We start from the raw sequence: 16,555 nt of genomic DNA on the forward strand, positions 1-16,555 counted from the left end.
ACCCTCGTTCCGAGCGGATGCCCCCCGCTCGTGTCATGGACGCCGCCAATCGCCTGGCACCGCAGTCCGGCGTAAAAATCAATCATCGAGCGCCTTTCTGAGATGGCGCAGCGCCACGGCGATATGTTTCTCCACCGCGCTGCGGCTGATGCCGAACTCGGCGGCGACCTCGGCGTGCGACAGCCCGTCGATCTTGTGCCGGCGAAACACGCGCATCGCACCCTCGGGCGGGCCGGCGAGCACGGCGGCAAGCTGCGCCATCCGCTGCCGCCCGGCGACCGCATCGAACGCCGATGGCGTGTCGTCGACGCTCTCGCCGCCGACCACCGATACCGTCGCCTCGACATAGCCGCCGTCGCGCCGCACCCGCCGGCCGCTCGCGCGCACGCGGTCGAGCACGATGTTCATGCCGATGCGGTGGAGATAGGCGAGCGGGTTGGCGATCGGGCCCGCTACCGGGGTCGCGATGTGCAGCCAGATGTCCTGCACCACGTCCTCGGCCTCGGCGACGCTGCCCGTCCGCCCGGTGAAGAAGCGGACGAGTTGCGGCCGGTGGGTCGCAAGCACGGCGGAAAGCCCGGCAGGCTGGCCAGCTTGGGCGGGGTCGGCGTCGGCTACGGCACATCTCCGGCAATCATGCCACTCTCGAAGCCGAGCCTTGTGCACCCGTCAAAACCGGAAGTCGCCCCCGAAATCGCGCCGGACGATCAACCTCGTTTGGTTACGCCTGGATCAGCCCAGCCGCACGCCCGTGACCATGCGCCAGATCAGGAGCATCGCGACCGCCACGAGCAGCACCAGGCCCGCAAGGAACGACAGGTAAAAGAGGGGCGCGCGCCACGGCGACGCGGGCGCCTCTGCGATGCCATGCTGCACCGGCACCGGCACCGTGATGCGCGGGCGCTCGGTGGCGGCATGGGCTATGCGTGGTGCGATCGCGGTCATCGTCCCGTTCCTTGCTGGTATCGCGGCTGCGGATGCTGCGTTGCATAGAGCGAGAGCAACGCGTCGAAATGATCGTCCATCGTTCGGATCGGACGGTCGTGGCGGCGCGACGGCCCGACATCGGCCGATCCGGCGACCGCCAGGATCGCCTCGGCCGCGTCCTGCGCGTCGCCCGAGCGGTACACCGCGCCGTCGTTCGCGCAGGCGAGATCGGCAGCGCCGCCGCGATCGGGCGCGATCACGGTCAGCCCCGACGCGATCGCCTCCGCGGCGACGAAGCAGAAGGTCTCCGCCTCGCAGCCATGGATCAGCGCATCGGCGCTCGCCATCAGCCGCGCCAGTGCTGCCCGGTCGCCGACAGGATCGAGCAACCGGACGTGCGGATTGTCGCCGATCGCGTCGATCACGCGGCGCTGGCGCGCGCCGCCACCGATGATCAGCAGCCCGACCGGCATCTGCGTGCCCGCGATCGCAGCCGCCTGCGCGACCATGTCCCAGCGTTTCTCCGGGGCATGCCGGCCGACGCCGATCAGCAACAGCGCATCCTCGCCCAGCCCGCACAGCGCGAGCATCTCGCGCCGCAGGTCGGCATCGCGCAGCCGGGGCGAGAACTGGCCCGGCTCGACCCCCATCGGATCGGTCATCACCTTGCGCAGGCCACCCTCGCGCAGTCGCTCGGTCAGGCTGGCGCTGGCGCTGACGACATGGTCGAACTGCGCATCGAGCCGGCGCAGATGCCGCCAATACCAGTCGAACGCGCGGTCGATCGCCTGGGTGGAGGCGACGTTGCCGAACCAGCGATAGGCATAGGCCGACAGCGGATCGGCATGCGCGATCAGCGACAGCCGCGCGCGCGATCCCGATCGCGCGCGCCAGTCCGCGACCATCGACGCGCTGCGCCACGGCGACGAGACCTCGACGACATCGGCATCCTCCTCGTCGAGCACCGCGTGCAGCGCCGCGCGGTCCGCGAAATAGCGATAGGACCGGTCGAGCGGAAACCGCGGCGAGCGCAGCCAGCGGACGCGCGCATTCGGGCCACGCTGCTCCTCGCGGTCCTCCTCGCCGGGCGCGATCACGACGATCTCATGTCCCCGCGCGGCGAGCGCGACCAGCTTGCGATCGATATAGGTCCGCACGCCGCCACCGGTCGGCGTGTAGAACGCACAGACGTCGACGATCTTCATGCCGCCACCGGCTCGGTCAGCAGATCGGCGTAGCGCGAGACGGTGCGACGCTCGGCCAGCGTGCGCAGCGTCCGGTCGATGCTGGTCAGCAGCGTGTCCTTGGTGACGTCGCCGGGATGCACCGCGACCCGCATCGTCGGGATCCAGTCGGGCAGCGCGCGCGCCGCGGCCGCGACGGCGAGCGAGCTGGCGGTCCGTGCCGCCGACCGGCTGGCCCAGGTCACGACCGGGCCCCGTGCGACGATCCGACCGGTGGTCGGTTGCCAGACCCGAAAATGATCTTCGGCCAAGGCGATGTTGCATGCCTTGAGCGCCGCGTGCGCGCCGGGGCCGTAGAGCCAGGCGGGGGCGATGAACCCCGCGATCGGCCGTCCGATCGCCTGTTCGACCATGTCGCGGCCGGCGCGCATGCGAAGCTCCGCCTCGATCGCGTCGAGCCCGAGGAACTCGCCTTCGCCGGCGGTCATGTAGCGTGCCTTGAGGGCCGTGGCGGTGCCGCGATGCGCGGTCGAGTCGCGGTGGAACCAGCCGTGCAGGAACATCTCGACGCCCGCATCCGCCCAGTCGCGCAGCCGCCGCTCGAACGCGGGTGCGCGGTCGAGTCGCGCCGCGCCCCAGTGATCGGGCACCACCAGCATCGCGAACCGCGCGCCCCCCAGGATCCGGTCGATCCGCTCGGCAAGCATCGCGATCGGCACGGCGAAGGTCGGCGCTACGTCGTGGATGGCGACCACGAGCCGCTTCTCGGGCAGGCGCTGTTCGGGGGCCGGCAGGTCCGGGCCGTCGCGCCCGGTCGGCGTCCTCTGGATGGGATCGGCAAAGTCGGTTCGCGCCATCGTCTCGCTCTCGTTCGTCATCGGATCGCTCGTGACGGGACGGCACCGCCAGCCTGCCTCCGCAGTCCCATCCGATGCTTGCCAGAAAATTATTTCACCGCGGCGTCAGCCATGGCTGCGGCGCGGCGATGGCGGCGGCGTCGTTCGGGCATGATCCCACCTGGTATCCCCGTTTCGACGCCCGCCACCGCGCGGATCCAGAGCGGGCCGAGATCCCGCTTTCCCGAAAGGAGCGCTGCATGAGCGACATGCCGCTGACGCTGGCGCGTGTGCAAATCCCGCCGCTGACCCCGACGATCATCCGCAAGACCTTCCTCTCGCGCTGGCTCGCGCCGCTGCTGTCGGCGGCGATCCTGGTCGCCGCGCTGTGGCAGCTTCGCGGGCTCGACGTGCGGGCGATGCTGCACATGGTGCCGCGCTCGCCGCTGTTCTGGACGATCTTCGCGCTCGGCTATCTGGTCACGCCGTTCAGCGAATGGGTGATCTACCGGCGGCTATGGCAGTTGCCGCCAAGCGGCATGCTCGCGCTGCTGCGCAAGCGGATCAGCAACGAGATCGTGCTCGGCTATTCGGGCGAGCTGTATTTCTATGGCTGGGCGCGCAAGCACGCGACGATGGTCGGTACGCCGTTCGGCGCGATCAAGGACGTGTCGATCCTGTCCGCGGTCGTCGCCAATGTCTGCACGCTCGCGCTGGCGCTGGTCAGTTGGGAGTCGCTCGGCGCGTTGCATCTCGGCACCGATGCGAAGGTGATGACGGTGTCGGCGGCGAGCATGGCGATCCCGTCGCTCGTCACGCTCGTCCTGCGCAAGAAACTGCTGACGCTGCCCCGCACCGAACTCGGCCGGATCGCGGTCATCCATTTCCTCCGGATCGTGGCCACCACGCTGTTCGCCGCATTGCTGTGGGCCGCGGTGATGCCCGCCGCGCCGATCGCCTGGTGGCTGGCGCTGGCGACGCTGCGCCTGCTCGTGTCGCGCCTGCCGCTGCTGCCGAACAAGGACATCGTCTTCGCCGGGCTGGTCGCGTTCACCGTCGGCCGGAATGCGGACGTGACCGCGGTCATGACGATGATCGCCGGGCTCTGGCTCGTCACCCATCTGCTGCTCGGCGCTGCGCTGACCGCCGTCGAACTCGTCACCATGGAGCGTATGAAGTGATCCTGCTTGCCTTGCTGACCCTTGCCGTGACCCCGCCTTCGACCCCGGCCTTGGGCACCGCCGAAGCGCGCTGCCGCCCGCATGAGACCGGGCCCGCGCTGATCGTCGAGATCGACGGCCTGAAGGACCGGGTCGGCGTCCTGCGCGGCGAGCTCTATCCCGCGCGCGACGGCGATTTCCTGGCCGACGACAATGTCCTGATTGGGCAGGGCAAGACGTTCCGCCGCGCGGTCGTCACCGTGCCCAGCGCAGGGCCGGTGTCGTTGTGCCTGCGCGTGCCGGCGCCCGGCACCTATGCGCTCAGCGTGGTCCATGCGCGCGATGGCGGCCACGGGTTCAGCCTGCTCCATGACGGCATCGGCTTTGCGAGCAACCCCAGGCTTGGCCATTCCAAGCCGCATGCCGATCAGGCGAGCGTCGTGGTGCATGAGGGGCTGACCACCACGCATGTCGTGATGAACTATCGCAGCGGGCTGTTCTCGTTCGCCCCGATCAAGCGCTGACCCACCACCACCCCCAATCAGGACCAGTCCATGCTTCGACCCCTGGCGGCGCTCGCCGTCGCTGCCCTGCTGACCGGTGCGCCGGCCGCCGCGAACCCGGCGCCGGCGCGCGACGTGACGCTGATGACCTACAACGTCCACGGTCTGCCCTGGCCGATCGTCGAGGATCGCGCGGCGGCGCTGGCGGCGATCGGCAATCAGCTGAGGGCGATGCGCCGCCACGCCGACGCGCCCGAGATCGTCGCGGTGCAGGAGGCGTTCGTCGACGACGCCAAGGCGATCGGGCGGACTGCGGGCTATCGCTACGCCGCGTTCGGTCCGGCGGAGGATGCCCCCGCGATGGTGCCGCGCGTCGATGACGGGTTCGTCGCGGATGGCAGCCGGATGGTCGGCGAACGGCTCGGCAAGCATGTCGACAGCGGCCTCGCGATCTTCTCCGACTATCCGATCCTAGCGGTCCGGCGCATGGCCTACCCGACCTGCGCGGGCTATGATTGCCTCGCCAACAAGGGCGCGCTGGCGGCGCTGATCGCGATCCCCGGTGTCGCGACGCCGGTGATCGTGGTCGACACGCACCTGAATTCGAACGGCGCGTCGGGTACACCTTCGGCGCGGGCGATCCAGGCCTATCGTCGTCAGATCGACCTGCTCGCGGCGTTCATCACCAGCCTCGGTGCCGGCACGCGTCCGGTTCTGGTGGCTGGCGATTTCAACGTCGGTCGCGACCTTGCGCGACGCGCGCAGTTCGACATGCGGATGCTCGGCGGCGGTGCGGCGTTGCAGGCGGCGGTGGCGACGTGCCGCGTGGCGCCCGAATGTCCCGTTGCCGAGCCCGCGGGGATCGCGGAGTCGATCGCGCGCGGCAAGGACTGGCTGATGTACCGCTCGTCGCCGCGCGTCGCGATCACGCCGACCGGTCTCGCCGCCCCGTTCGGACGGCGGCCGGATGGGACGATGCTGTCGGATCATGTCGGCATCGAAGTGCGCTACCGGATCGCGAGCCGCAGTGCTGTGGCCGGCGCGCCGATGACGACCGCCAGCCGCTGACCCCCGCCGCCGGGTTCAGCCCGACCTGAGCCATTGGCGGAGCACCGCGGTGACTTCGCCCGGGCGTTCCATCGGCGCCAGATGCCCGCAGCCGCGCAGCAGGTGGAACCGCGCGCCCGCGATCCGCAGCGATAAAGCGAGCGCGTCGTCGGGGGTGCAGATCCGATCGCGATCACCGACCGCGACCAGCGTGGGCACGGCGATCGCGGCGATCGCGTCGCTGATGTCCGGACGGGCGAGCAGCGCGCGCTGCTGGCGTTCGAACACGACCGGGCCGACGCGGTCCGCCATCGCCTGCGCGGGGCCGCTGACATTGGCGGACAGGTGTGGATCGGCGTGCGGTGCGGTGGCGAGCATCCCTTGTCCCGCGACCGTGCGCGGGCGGCCGTCCATCGATCCGCGCGTGCCGAACAGCGCGATGCGCGTGACTCGCTCGGGCGCCTGCCGGACCATCTCCATCGCGACGTACCCGCCCAGGCTGACGCCTGCGACCGCGAACCGTGGCGGCGCGCTCGCCAGAACGCGAGCGGCCATGGCGGACAAGGTATCGTCCTGCGACAGGTCGCCGAACTCGACCTGCGCGAGGCCGGCGAGATCGACGATCTGCCGTGCCCATAATTGCCCATCGCACCCCATCGCGGGGAGCAGCATCAGCGGTGTACGCGATCGGACCATGCGAAATCTCCGGAAGCGGCGGGTTGCGGGGATGCTCACCTCAGGCGACGAACGGGAAGGCGAGCGCGATCATGCCGACGACGGTCATCACCGTGCAGACGAGGATCGCTGGGACGAGCGTGAAGCGCTGGTGATCGGCAAGGTCGATCCCGACCAGGCTGACCAGCAGATAGGTCGACGGCACCAGCGGGCTGAGCAGGTGGACCGGCTGGCCCATCAGCGACGCGCGCGCGATCGCCTCAGGCGAGACGCCGTAATGCGCGCCCGCCTCGGCGAGGATCGGCAGCATCCCGAAATAGAACGCATCGTTCGAGATGAAGAAGGTGAACGGCATGCTCAGCACCGCGGTGATCGGCGCCATGTACGGCCCGAGCGCGGGCGGGATCACGCCGACCACCGCCTTGCTCATCGCCTCGACCATGCCGGTGCCGCCGAGGATCCCGGTGAAGATACCCGCCGCGAAGATCAGCGAGACGACCGCCAGCACGTTGCCGGCATGCGCGGAGATGCGCTCCTTCTGGTCGGCGACGCCGGGATAGTTGACGATCATCGCGATCGCGAACGCCAGCATCATCAGCACCGACAGCGGCAGGATGCCCCAGACGAGCAACGTGAGCAGCGTAACGACAAGGGCTGCGTTGAACCAGATCAGCTTCGGGCGACGTGCTTCGGGATATTGCGAAACCGCCATGCCGGTGAACTCGGTGTCCGCGGTGATACCCGCTTCACCCATCCGCGCGCGTTCCTTGCGGCCGAAATACACCGCGAGACCGATCAGGAAGGCGAGGCCGGCGATCATGCCGGGGATCAGCGGCAGGAACAGGGTCGCCGGATCGATCTTGAGCGCGGACGCGGCGCGCGCGGTCGGCCCGCCCCACGGCGTCAGGTTCATGATGCCGCTCGTCGTCATCAACAAGCAGACGAGGTACAGCCGGTTCATGTTGAAACGCTTGTACAGCGGCAACAGCGCGGCGATCGTGATGATGTAGGTCGTCGACCCGTCGCCATCGAGGCTGACGAGCGCGCACAGCACGACCGAGCCGATCAGGATCCGCATCGGATCGCCATGGACCATCCGGATCAGCCGTCCGACCAGCGGATCGAAGAGCCCTGTATCCGTCATTGTCGAGAAGAACAGGATCGCGAACAGCAACATCACGCCGGTCGGCGCGAGGTTCTTGATACCGTCGATCATCATCGGGCCGAGACCCGCGGCCTCGCCCGCGAACACGCCGAAGATCGACGGGATCACGATGAGCGCGACGAGCGGCGTCATCTTCTTGGTCATGATCAGGGTCATGAACGTGGCCACCATCAGGAAGCCAAGCAGGGCAAGGTTCATCGCATCGTCCTAGGAAAGGGCGTGAAAAAGGGGGTGGGGGCGGTGGCAGCAAAACCACCGTCATCCTGACGAAAGTCAGGATCCAGGGTTACAGGGTGCAGTACTGCGAGGCTCTGGGTCCTGACTTTCGTCAGGATGACGGAGCGAGAGGGCAGGGCTCTGCGAACATCACCACGCATCAGAAGGTGACGCCGACGCGGGCGCTGAGCGTCTGGCCGCTGTCGTTGCCGGTGAACGTGCCCGAGCGGTTGTCGGTGTCCCATTGGATCGCGTTGACCTGGAAGCGGGTGAAGCTGTTGAGATACCAGTTGACGCCCACGGTCGCCGCCCAGCCTTCGCCGCCGGTCAGCAGGTCGGTGTAGTCGAGGCTTTCGTAGCGCGCGGTCAGTTCGATCGCGCCGACGCCGCCGTCGAAGGTCGGCTTCAACACCTTGGGCTGGCCGAAGCTGCCGAGGCGCGGGTTGTATGGCGGCAGGTCGCCGGTCAGGAACAGACCGCCCGAGACGCTCCACGCCTTGCTGACGAAATCGGGACGCCCACCGTCGAGCCGCGCGTTGCGGCGGCCCGCCTCGCCCATCACCCACAACGGCCCGCGATAGCCGCCGAGCTCGACGCCGTAGCCGGTCGTGCCCGTCCCGCCGGTGAGCGGCCCGCTCGACACGCGCAGTGCGCCGTTGAAGCGGCCGCCGATCACCGTGTTGCGCGTCAGCGTCCCCGCGACCGACGATAGCGACTCGTCGAAGCCCCAGGCGCCGATGTGCAGCACGCCGGTATCCGACTTGATCGGGTTCCAGTGCGCGCGGCCGAGCACGGTGCGGCTGTCGCCAACGGTCTGCGTCCCGTCGATCCGGTCGCCGGTGACAGTGATCGACGCATGGCCCGTCTTCCAGAACACGCGCGGCATCACGCCGATGCCGTAGAAGCCGCGCTGCGGGATGATCGCGGTGGCGACCGTCGTACGCTCGAGGAACGGCGTCGAATCCGACCCCGTCGAGCCCTCGAACCCGCGATCGTTGAACAGATGCCCGGCGCGGACGTCGTAATCGAGGCCCGGCTTGATCTTGTTGCGCCAGCCGACGAACGCGGTGACGACGTCGACCTCGTTCTCCGAGAAGTCGCTCTCGAACTGGTAGAAGAAATGCGTGCCGACGCCGCCTTCGAGGCCGAGGCGCAGCGCGCGCATGCCCGTCGTCGTGATGTTGCGACCGTCATATTTGGAGCCGAAGCTGGAACTCACATCGGTCAGGATGCGGCCGCGCGGCTTGAACGTGTACACGCCGTCGGCCGAGTGGAAGACGGGCAGGCCGGCCCCCCATTCGGTCGTCACGCCCGACGGATTGTCGCGCGCGGCCAGAGCCTGCGCGACGCTGCGATCGGCCGGCCCCGGCGGCGCGAGCTGCGGCGCGAACGGCACCGTACGGCGCGGTTCGTTGTTCTGCGCGACCGCCTGCGGCGCCACCTGCACGGGCGCGACCGGCGCGGAAGCCTGTGCCACTGCCGTAGCATTCTCGAGCCGATCGAGCCGCGATTTGAGCGCCGCGATCTCGGCCGCCTGCGCGCGGACCAGTGCGGCGAGATCGGCGTCGCTCGGGGTCTGCGCCAGCGCCGGGGTTGCTGCAATCAAGGCGAGTGCGGCGCACCCGGTACGGAAAAGGGTCATTGGGCTTTGGCTCCGGTGGCGAGAATCGCGGTCCAGTCGCGCAGGAAACGCTGGCGTTTGACGCGGTCGAGGTTGACGAGAAGTTGCGGGCCGACGCGGATCGGACGGGCCTGCGCGGTGGGAAGACGGCGTGCTGAAACGTCGGTGCGGACCGGCCACAGGCTGCGCTTGGCAAGCAGCGACTGCCCCTCGCGCGACAGCAGGAAGTCGAGAAAGAGTTTCGCCGCCGCCGGGTGCGCGGCCTCGCGCGCGATGAACGCGATCCGCGACGTGACCAGCGTGTAATCCTGCGGAAAGACCACGCCGATGCGGCGGTCGGTGCGCGCGCGTTCGAGCGCGTAGGAGCCGATCACGTTGTACGCGATCGCCTGCCGCCCCTCGGCGACACCGCGCAGCATCGGCTCGGTGGTCAGCGACAGGACCGGATTCGTGGCGGCGATCGCCTCGAGCAGCGAGCGCGTGTCGCGCGTCGTCGCCATGTCCTGCGTCAGATACAGATAGCCGGTGTTCGACCGCGCGGGGTCGAACGTCGTCACCTTGCCGGCGAACGCGCGGCCGTTCTGCCGCAGCATCGCCTCGAGCGCGGCATGCGTCCGCGGTACGCGCGCGGCGGGGATCAGCCGCGTGTTGTAGACGATCCCGATCGGCTCGGCGGTGACCCCGAAGCCCATGTTCTTCCACACTGACTGCGGCGGCAGCGCGGGCTTTTCGGGGCTGGCATAGCCTTGCGCGAAACCGTCGTTGATCAGCTTGACCTGCAAATCCATCGCCGACGACCAGACGATATCCGCGGACAGCCGCTTGGCGCGCGTTTCGGTGACGAAGCGGCGATACATCTCGGTCGAGCCGAGATCGGCATAGAGAACGGTGATCCCCGGATAGCGCTTCCGGAACGCGGCGACCACCGGCAGCAGTTCGGCGCGATCGGCATTGCCGTAGATCCGCACCTGCCGCTCGGCGCGCGCGTCGCTGATGATCTGATCATAAAAGCGCGGATAGTTGGCGGGACGCTGCGCCACGAGCGGAGTCGCGGCGACCGTCGTGGCCAACACTGCAATCCTCAGAAAAATTCGCGCCATCATCACTCTCCTCGCCTTCCGTCTCTGTGTTCGGATAGACTGCATCCGTGGAGTACGAACCGAAGCTGTCACCAACCTTTCACGGGTTTTCATGCGCATCCTGGTGATCGAGGACGACGCCGCGCTTGCGCGCAGCATCGCGGCATTGCTGCGCGCGGGCGGCAATGCGGTCGATCATGTCGCGACCGGCGAGGATGCGCTGGCGGTGGTCGCGGGCGAACCCTATGCGCTGGTAATCCTCGATGTCGGGCTTCCCGGGATCGACGGATTTACCGTGCTGGAGACGCTGCGACGGCGCGGCGAGCGGGTCCCCGTGCTGATGCTCACCGCGCGCGACGCGCTCGACGACCGCGTGCGCGGGCTCGATCTCGGCGCCGACGATTATCTGCGCAAGCCGTTCGAGCCCGAGGAGCTCGAGGCGCGCGTGCGGGCGCTCGGCCGGCGACGCGGCGGCGATCCGCTGCCGATGCTCAGCGTCGGCACGCTGACGATCAACCGATCGACCGGCGATGCGGACATTGCCGGCCGCGCGCTCGACCTGCGCCGCCGCGAACGCGCCGTGCTGGAGGCGCTGGCAACGCGCGCAGGGCGAGTCGTGCCACGCGAACTGCTGATCGGCGAGGTGTTCGGCTTCGACGAACCCGTCGGCGGCAACGCGATCGAGGTCCATGTCACGCGCCTGCGGACCAAGCTCGCGCCCGACGGCCCCGGCATCCGTACCGTGCGCGGCGTCGGTTATATGCTCGATGCCGGCTGAGACCGTCGTCACCGATCGGGGTGCCCCCGCGCTGCGAACGCGGCTGCTGGTCGCGGTGCTCGGGCCGTTGCTGGCCGCGGCGATCCTGATCGGTGTCGTCGGCGCCGCGCTGATCGCCGATGTCGTCCGCCGCACCAACGACCGCGTGCTCGCCGGCGCACTCGGCGCGATCGCGGAGACGGTGCAGGTCGAACGCGGCGAGGTGACGCTGGACCTGCCCGCCGCCGCGTTCGGGATGCTGGAGAATACCGAGCGCGACAATGTCTATTACCGGGTCGCGGTCGGCGGCGATCTGCTGACCGGCTATGCGGACCTGCCCGCGCCCGATCCCGCGACGCTCGCGGTCGACGTGCCGCGCTACCGCTTCGCCCGCTACCGCGACCAGCCGATCCGCATCGCCGAGGTGCGCCGGTCGCTGCCGCGCATCGACAAGCCCGTCATCGTCCAGATCGCCGAGACGCTCGACAATCGCGGTGCGCTCACCCGCCGGCTGATGCTCGCGCTGCTGATCGGCGAATGCGTCCTTGTCGGCGCCGCCGCGCTGTTGCTCCGCCCGGCGCTCGGCTGGTCGTTGCGCCCGCTCTCGCGGCTGCGCGGCGCGGTGGAGGCGCGGGACAAGCGCGCGCGACCCGATTTTTCGCCGCTCGACACCGGCCCGCTCCCAAGCGAACTCCGCCCGCTCGCCGGCGCGTTCGACCGACTCCTCGCGCAGCTCGACGCCGCCACCGTCGGCGTCCGCCGCTTCACCGCCGACGCCTCGCACCAGATGCGCACGCCGCTCTCCGTCCTGAAGGTTCAGGTCGCGCTCGCCCGCCGCGGATCGGAAGCCGAACGCCGCGATGCACTCGACGAGATCGCCGACGTCGCGGTCCGGCTCGAACGGCTCGTGACGCAGCTGCTCGCGCTCGCCCGCGCCGAGGAGGCGGGCGTCTCCGCGCCGCTCGAGGCGGTCGATCTGCGCGAGGTCGCTGCCGCGGTCATCGCGCGGCAGATCAACCAGGCGATCCGGGCGGGCGTCGACCTGATCCTCGAGGGGGATGCGGAGACGCGCTACATGGTGTCGGGCCACCGCACGCTGATCTTCGAAATCCTGTCGAACCTGATCGACAACGGCATTCGCTACAACCGGCGCGGCGGTACGGTGTCGGTCGCGTTGCAGGCGGAGGACGCGCGGATCGCGGTCGTCGTCGCCGATGACGGCCCGGGGATCGTACCGGCGTACCGCGAAAAGGCGTTCGACCGCTTCGTCCGGCTGGGCCCCGCGAACAGCCCGGAGGGGAGTGGGCTTGGCCTGGCGATCGTCCGCTCGGCAGCGACGCGGCTGAACGCCACCGTCGGGTTCGTCGATGTCGATCGCGGGACGGCGATCATCCTGCGGTTCGCCCCGCCGCTCTTCTGACCGCCGCTTCAGTGTCCCGTCGAGCGACGTGCGCGCCGCCCGACGGGATCGATCGTCAGCCGATCACAGCACGCGGTTGATCAGGTTTTCGATCCGCTCCTGCTGGCCCGAAACCGGCTTCGGATCGATGCCGCGCTCGACCGCCAGGTCGGCGATGCCGGCAAGGTCCAGCCCGCCGATCGCGCCGCCGAACTCGCTGTCCCAGCCCGCATAGCGCTTGGCCTTGATCGCATCGATCCGGCCGTCCTCGATCAGCTTGGCCGCGTTCAGCAGGCCCTTTGCGACGACGTCGATTGCGCCGACATGGCCATAGAACAGGTCCGCCGGGTCCATGCTCTGGCGCCGCACCTTGGCGTCGAAGTTGAAGCCGCCGGTCGTGAACCCGCCGGCGCGAATGATCTCGAGATTGGCGAGCGTCAGTTCCTCGACCGAGTTGGGGAATTGATCCGTATCCCAGCCATTCTGCGGATCGCCGCGATTGGCGTCGATCGACCCGAAGATCCCCAGCGCCGCCGCGGTCGCGATCTCGTGCTCGAAGGTGTGGCTGGCCAGCGTCGCATGGTTCGCCTCGATGTTCACCTTGACCTCGTTCTCCAGGCCATAGCGCTTGAGGAAACCGTACACCGTCGCGGTGTCGAAGTCGTATTGATGCTTGGTCGGCTCGAACGGCTTTGGCTCGATCAGGATCGTGCCGGTGAAGCCGATCTTGTGCTTGTGCTCGACCACCAGGCTTAGGAAGCGGCCGAAATTGTCGAGTTCGCGCTTCATGTCGGTGTTGAGCAGCGTCTCATAGCCTTCGCGACCGCCCCACAGCACATAGTTCTGGCCACCCAGGCGGTGCGTCGCCTCGAGCGCGTCGCGCACCTGCATCGCGCCGAACGCGAACACTTCCGGATCGGGATTGGTCGCGCCGCCTGCCGCAAAGCGCGGGTGGCTGAACAGGTTGGCGGTGCCCCAGAGGAGCTTGCGACCCGAGCTGGCCTGGAGCTGTTCGAGATGGTCGACCGCTTCGGCGAAGAATTTGCGGTGCTCGGTGATGTTGGCGGCATCGGCCATCACGTCGACGTCGTGGAAGCAGTAATAGGGCACGTCGAGCGTCTTGAAGAAGTCGAACGCGACCTCGCGCTTCATCGCCGCGGCGGCGCTGTCATTGGCACCGCGATGCCAGGGCCGGTCGAACGTGCCGCCACCGAACACGTCGGAGCCGGGCCAGCAGAAGGTATGCCAGAAACACGCGGCGAAACGGAGATGATCCTCCATCCGCTTGCCAAGGACCATCTTGTCCTTGTCGTAGAAGCGATAGGCCAGCTCGTTGGTACTGTCGGGGCCCTCATATTTGATCTGGGGGATATCGGCGAAGAAGTCGGACATCGGGATTCCTACGATTTTGGAGTGATGCGGGAATAGGCTTGGCGGAATGCGGCCTTCTTCTCGGCGAGCGCCGAGACGAGGGCAGGGTCGGGAACGATGCTGTGCGAGACGGGGGGCGCGACGCAGATGTCGGCGGGGTCGCCGCCGTCGACGCCGAGCTGGGCAAGCCGTGCGGCGCCCAGCGCGGGGCCGACTTCGCCGCCCTGGAGGTAGACGAGTTCGACCTCCATCGCCGCGGCGATCACCTCGCCCCAATAGCGGGAGCGTGCGCCGCCGCCGATGACCGCGAGCCGCTCGACGACGGTGCCCGCTTCGCGCAGCACGTCGAGCCCGTCGGCGAGCGCGAACGCGACGCCTTCGAGCACCGCCTGCGACAGGCGGCCGGCATCGGTGTCGTTGTCGAGACGCAGGAACGCGCCGCGAACTTCGGGGTCGTTGTGCGGCGTGCGCTCACCCGACAGATAGGGGAGGAAAAGCTCGGGGCCACACGCGGGGCCGGCGGCCTCGGCGCGTGCGAACAGGTCGGCGGCGCCGGCGGCACCGGTGATCCGCGCGACCCAGTCGATGCACGACGCGGCCGACAGGTGCACCGACATCTGGTGCCACAGCCCCGGCAGCGCATGGCAGAAGGCATGGACCGCGCGATCGGGATTGGGGCGGAAGTCGCTGGTCGCGACGAAGATCACCCCCGACGTGCCGAGCGACAGCAACGCATCGCCGTCCGCGACCACGCCGACACCGACCGCGCCCGCCGCATTGTCGCCGCCGCCCGCCGCGACCGGCACCTGCCGCATCCCCCAGAGCTCGGCGACCGCGGCGGTCAGCGTGCCGGTGATCTGCGTGCCCTCGTACAGCCGCGGCATCTGCGCCTGTGTCAGTCCGCACGCGCCGAGCAGCGCGTCGCTCCAGCAGCGGCCACCGACGTCGAGCCACAAAGTGCCCGCGCTGTCGGACAGGTCCGAGGCCTTGTCGCCGGTCATCAGCAACCTGACATAATCCTTGGGCAGCAGCACGGTGGCGATCTTCGCGAAGACGTCCGGTTCATGCTCGCGCACCCACAGCAGTTTCGGCGCGGTGAAGCCTGGCATCGCGATGTTGCCCGCAATCGCGCGCAGGTCAGGGACGGCACGCTCCAGCGCGGCGCATTGTGCAAAGCTGCGGCCATCGTTCCACAGGATCGCCGGGCGCAGCGGACGGTCGTCGGCATCCAGCAGCGTGGCGCCGTGCATCTGGCCCGCGAGCCCGACGCCACGCACCGCGCGGCGGACGCTCGGGTCGATCGCCTGGACCGCCGCGGTGGTCGCCTGCCACCATGCGTCGGGATCCTGTTCGGACCAGAGCGGGTGCGGCCGCTGCACGGTTAGCGCGGCCGTGCCCTGGCCGACCACGCTGCCATGCGAGTCGAGCACCACGGCCTTGACACCCGAGGTGCCGATATCGATTCCGAGGAACATCAGTTGACGAACGGATCGATGGTCGGGATCGAGCCGTCGGCGGCGAACTTGAGCTCGGTCACCTTGACGTTGCGGAGGTGGTTCTTGTTGCTCAGCTGCGTGTCCGCATAGAACAGCCACCATTTCTTGTTCCACTCGACGATCGAATGGTGGCTCGTCCAGCCCTGCACCGGCTTCAGTATGTGGCCCTTGTAGGTGAACGGACCATAGGGGTTGTCGCCGGTCGCATAGTTCAGGAAGTGCGTGTCGCCGGTCGAGTAGGTATAATAATATGTGCCGCCGCGCTTGAAGACCCAGGACGCCTCGAAGAAGCGCTTCTCATGGTCGCCGCCGAGGACGGGCTTGCCGGCGTCGTCGAGGATCTGGACGTCGCGCGGCGTCTCGGCAAAGCTCTTCATGTCGGGGTTGAGCTTGGCGATCTTGCCCGACAGGGCGGGCTGGTCGTCCTTGCCGAGGTCCGTGTCCGAGCCGTTGGCGTCGAACTTGCCGTCCTTCCAGCGCTGGAGCTGGCCGCCCCAGATACCGCCGAAATACATGTAGCTGGCGCCGGTCGTGTCGGTGAAGACGGCCGGATCCATCGAGAAGCTGCCGGCGATCGGCTTGGGATCGGCCTTGAACGGGCCGGTCGGGCTTTTCGACGTGGCGACGCCGATGCGGAACGTGCCAAGGCCGTTCTTGTCGAGCATCTTGTCGCGGACCGGGAAGTACAGGAAATAGGTGCCGTTCTTGTAGGCGGCATCGGGTGCCCACATCTGCTTCGACGCCCAGGGCACGTCCTTCACGTCGAGCGCGACGCCATTGACCTTCACCGGGCCGCCGATGCGGTCCATGCTCAGGACGCGGTAGTCGCGCATCGCATATTGATTGCCGAGATCGTCGTCGCCGATGCCCGCATCGATATCATGGCTGGGATAGACGTAGATCTTGCCGTTGAAGACGTGCGCCGACGGATCGGCGGTATAGATGCTGCTGACCAGCGGCTGCGACAGATAGCGCTTGCCGTCGGGGCTACGCGGCTCGCTCTTCGCTGGCGCGGACGGGGCGGTGGGCGCGGCAGTCTGCGCCAGTGCGACGCTGCCGGCGAGCAGCAGGGGCAAGCTCGCGGCGAGGGTGGGTAGACGAAGCTGCATGGCCGTTCGA

The 16,555-nt window shown here is 68.6% G+C and carries 16 protein-coding genes; 5 read left to right on the forward strand and 11 right to left on the reverse strand.

The features are described from left to right. Positions 1-78: 78 nt before the first annotated feature. The 4 genes from C8J26_RS13305 to C8J26_RS13320 all read right to left on the reverse strand — a co-directional run bounded on the left by C8J26_RS13305 (position 79) and on the right by C8J26_RS13320 (position 2,989). Positions 79-567: an RNA polymerase sigma factor gene (locus C8J26_RS13305; RefSeq protein ID WP_234422696.1), complete on the reverse strand. Its 489-nt coding sequence runs from the start codon at positions 565-567 to the stop codon at positions 79-81. A 165-nt stretch (positions 568-732) separates the two neighbouring features. Beyond that, positions 733-945, reverse strand: a complete 213-nt coding sequence (locus C8J26_RS13310) for a hypothetical protein (RefSeq protein WP_107958635.1) — start codon at positions 943-945, stop codon at positions 733-735. Next, positions 942-2,132 (reverse strand): glycosyltransferase, encoded by a 1,191-nt coding sequence (locus tag C8J26_RS13315; protein ID WP_107958637.1) that lies wholly within the window; start codon positions 2,130-2,132, stop codon positions 942-944. Before C8J26_RS13315 ends, C8J26_RS13310 begins: the two co-directional genes overlap by 4 nt. After that, entirely contained in the window at positions 2,129-2,989 is an 861-nt protein-coding gene (locus C8J26_RS13320; RefSeq protein WP_279628945.1) for a polysaccharide deacetylase family protein, read from the reverse strand. Before C8J26_RS13320 ends, C8J26_RS13315 begins: the two co-directional genes overlap by 4 nt. 218 nt (positions 2,990-3,207) lie before the next feature. Here C8J26_RS13320 and C8J26_RS20905 point away from each other — a divergent pair, with 218 nt between their 5' ends. From C8J26_RS20905 to C8J26_RS13330, 3 genes are read left to right on the forward strand one after another with little or no spacing between them, the layout of a single operon-like run. Continuing rightward, positions 3,208-4,128 (forward strand): hypothetical protein, encoded by a 921-nt coding sequence (locus tag C8J26_RS20905; RefSeq protein ID WP_244185299.1) that lies wholly within the window; start codon positions 3,208-3,210, stop codon positions 4,126-4,128. After that, positions 4,125-4,631: a DUF2141 domain-containing protein gene (locus C8J26_RS20910; protein WP_244185300.1), complete on the forward strand. Its 507-nt coding sequence runs from the start codon at positions 4,125-4,127 to the stop codon at positions 4,629-4,631. Before C8J26_RS20905 ends, C8J26_RS20910 begins: the two co-directional genes overlap by 4 nt. Positions 4,632-4,661: 30 nt before the next feature. Further along, the gene (locus tag C8J26_RS13330; protein WP_107958639.1) at positions 4,662-5,678 is read left to right on the forward strand and encodes an endonuclease/exonuclease/phosphatase family protein; all 1,017 of its coding nucleotides are present in this window, start codon (positions 4,662-4,664) and stop codon (positions 5,676-5,678) included. A gap of 15 nt (positions 5,679-5,693) precedes the next feature. Here the strand turns inward: C8J26_RS13330 and C8J26_RS13335 are convergent, their stop codons facing one another. From C8J26_RS13335 to C8J26_RS13350, 4 genes are all read right to left on the reverse strand, one after another. After that, entirely contained in the window at positions 5,694-6,353 is a 660-nt protein-coding gene (locus C8J26_RS13335) for an alpha/beta fold hydrolase (RefSeq protein WP_244185301.1), read from the reverse strand. Between the two features lie 40 nt (positions 6,354-6,393). Next, positions 6,394-7,695, reverse strand: a complete 1,302-nt coding sequence (locus C8J26_RS13340; RefSeq protein WP_107958641.1) for a CitMHS family transporter — start codon at positions 7,693-7,695, stop codon at positions 6,394-6,396. Between the two features lie 178 nt (positions 7,696-7,873). Next, positions 7,874-9,355, reverse strand: coding sequence for an OprO/OprP family phosphate-selective porin (locus C8J26_RS13345; protein ID WP_107958643.1), 1,482 nt, complete (start codon positions 9,353-9,355; stop codon positions 7,874-7,876). After that, complete coding sequence (locus tag C8J26_RS13350; protein ID WP_407818105.1) at positions 9,352-10,437, reverse strand: ABC transporter substrate-binding protein; 1,086 nt, start codon at positions 10,435-10,437, stop codon at positions 9,352-9,354. The genes C8J26_RS13345 and C8J26_RS13350 overlap by 4 nt, the downstream gene beginning before the upstream one ends. Positions 10,438-10,525: 88 nt before the next feature. Here C8J26_RS13350 and C8J26_RS13355 point away from each other — a divergent pair, with 88 nt between their 5' ends. After that, complete coding sequence (locus C8J26_RS13355) at positions 10,526-11,191, forward strand: response regulator (protein ID WP_207223018.1); 666 nt, start codon at positions 10,526-10,528, stop codon at positions 11,189-11,191. Then, positions 11,181-12,590 (forward strand): sensor histidine kinase, encoded by a 1,410-nt coding sequence (locus tag C8J26_RS13360; protein WP_107958645.1) that lies wholly within the window; start codon positions 11,181-11,183, stop codon positions 12,588-12,590. The genes C8J26_RS13355 and C8J26_RS13360 overlap by 11 nt, the downstream gene beginning before the upstream one ends. A gap of 63 nt (positions 12,591-12,653) precedes the next feature. On the opposite strand, the gene xylA is transcribed toward C8J26_RS13360, so the two are convergent. Genes xylA through C8J26_RS13375 form a run of 3 tightly spaced genes read right to left on the reverse strand, consistent with a single transcriptional unit; the run spans position 12,654 to position 16,545 of the window. Beyond that, complete coding sequence (gene xylA, locus C8J26_RS13365; RefSeq protein WP_107958647.1) at positions 12,654-13,961, reverse strand: xylose isomerase; 1,308 nt, start codon at positions 13,959-13,961, stop codon at positions 12,654-12,656. Positions 13,962-13,969: 8 nt separating this feature from the next. Further along, on the reverse strand, positions 13,970-15,415 hold the full coding sequence (gene xylB, locus C8J26_RS13370; protein WP_107958649.1) for a xylulokinase: 1,446 nt from the start codon (positions 15,413-15,415) through the stop codon (positions 13,970-13,972). Then, the gene (locus C8J26_RS13375) at positions 15,415-16,545 is read right to left on the reverse strand and encodes a glycoside hydrolase family 43 protein (protein ID WP_107958651.1); all 1,131 of its coding nucleotides are present in this window, start codon (positions 16,543-16,545) and stop codon (positions 15,415-15,417) included. The genes xylB and C8J26_RS13375 overlap by 1 nt, the downstream gene beginning before the upstream one ends. Positions 16,546-16,555: the final 10 nt, after the last annotated feature.

It is taken from the genome of Sphingomonas aurantiaca (genome assembly GCF_003050705.1).
GTDB lineage: Bacteria > Pseudomonadota > Alphaproteobacteria > Sphingomonadales > Sphingomonadaceae > Sphingomonas > Sphingomonas aurantiaca.

Excerpts from the sequence above, each read along its gene's own strand:
- xylB (WP_107958649.1), bottom strand. The coding sequence starts at position 15,415 with ATGTTCCTCGGAATCGATATCGGCACCTCGGGTGTCAAGGCCGTGGTG.
- C8J26_RS13335 (WP_244185301.1), bottom strand. The coding sequence starts at position 6,353 with ATGGTCCGATCGCGTACACCGCTGATGCTGCTCCCCGCGATGGGGTGC.
- C8J26_RS13355 (WP_207223018.1), top strand. The coding sequence starts at position 10,526 with ATGCGCATCCTGGTGATCGAGGACGACGCCGCGCTTGCGCGCAGCATC.
- C8J26_RS13350 (WP_407818105.1), bottom strand. The coding sequence starts at position 10,437 with ATGATGGCGCGAATTTTTCTGAGGATTGCAGTGTTGGCCACGACGGTC.
- C8J26_RS13375 (WP_107958651.1), bottom strand. The coding sequence starts at position 16,545 with ATGCAGCTTCGTCTACCCACCCTCGCCGCGAGCTTGCCCCTGCTGCTC.
- xylA (WP_107958647.1), bottom strand. The coding sequence starts at position 13,961 with ATGTCCGACTTCTTCGCCGATATCCCCCAGATCAAATATGAGGGCCCC.
- C8J26_RS13315 (WP_107958637.1), bottom strand. The coding sequence starts at position 2,132 with ATGAAGATCGTCGACGTCTGTGCGTTCTACACGCCGACCGGTGGCGGC.
- C8J26_RS13360 (WP_107958645.1), top strand. The coding sequence starts at position 11,181 with ATGCCGGCTGAGACCGTCGTCACCGATCGGGGTGCCCCCGCGCTGCGA.
- C8J26_RS13340 (WP_107958641.1), bottom strand. The coding sequence starts at position 7,695 with ATGAACCTTGCCCTGCTTGGCTTCCTGATGGTGGCCACGTTCATGACC.
- C8J26_RS20905 (WP_244185299.1), top strand. The coding sequence starts at position 3,208 with ATGAGCGACATGCCGCTGACGCTGGCGCGTGTGCAAATCCCGCCGCTG.
- C8J26_RS13345 (WP_107958643.1), bottom strand. The coding sequence starts at position 9,355 with ATGACCCTTTTCCGTACCGGGTGCGCCGCACTCGCCTTGATTGCAGCA.
- C8J26_RS13310 (WP_107958635.1), bottom strand. The coding sequence starts at position 945 with ATGACCGCGATCGCACCACGCATAGCCCATGCCGCCACCGAGCGCCCG.
- C8J26_RS13320 (WP_279628945.1), bottom strand. The coding sequence starts at position 2,989 with ATGACGAACGAGAGCGAGACGATGGCGCGAACCGACTTTGCCGATCCC.
- C8J26_RS13330 (WP_107958639.1), top strand. The coding sequence starts at position 4,662 with ATGCTTCGACCCCTGGCGGCGCTCGCCGTCGCTGCCCTGCTGACCGGT.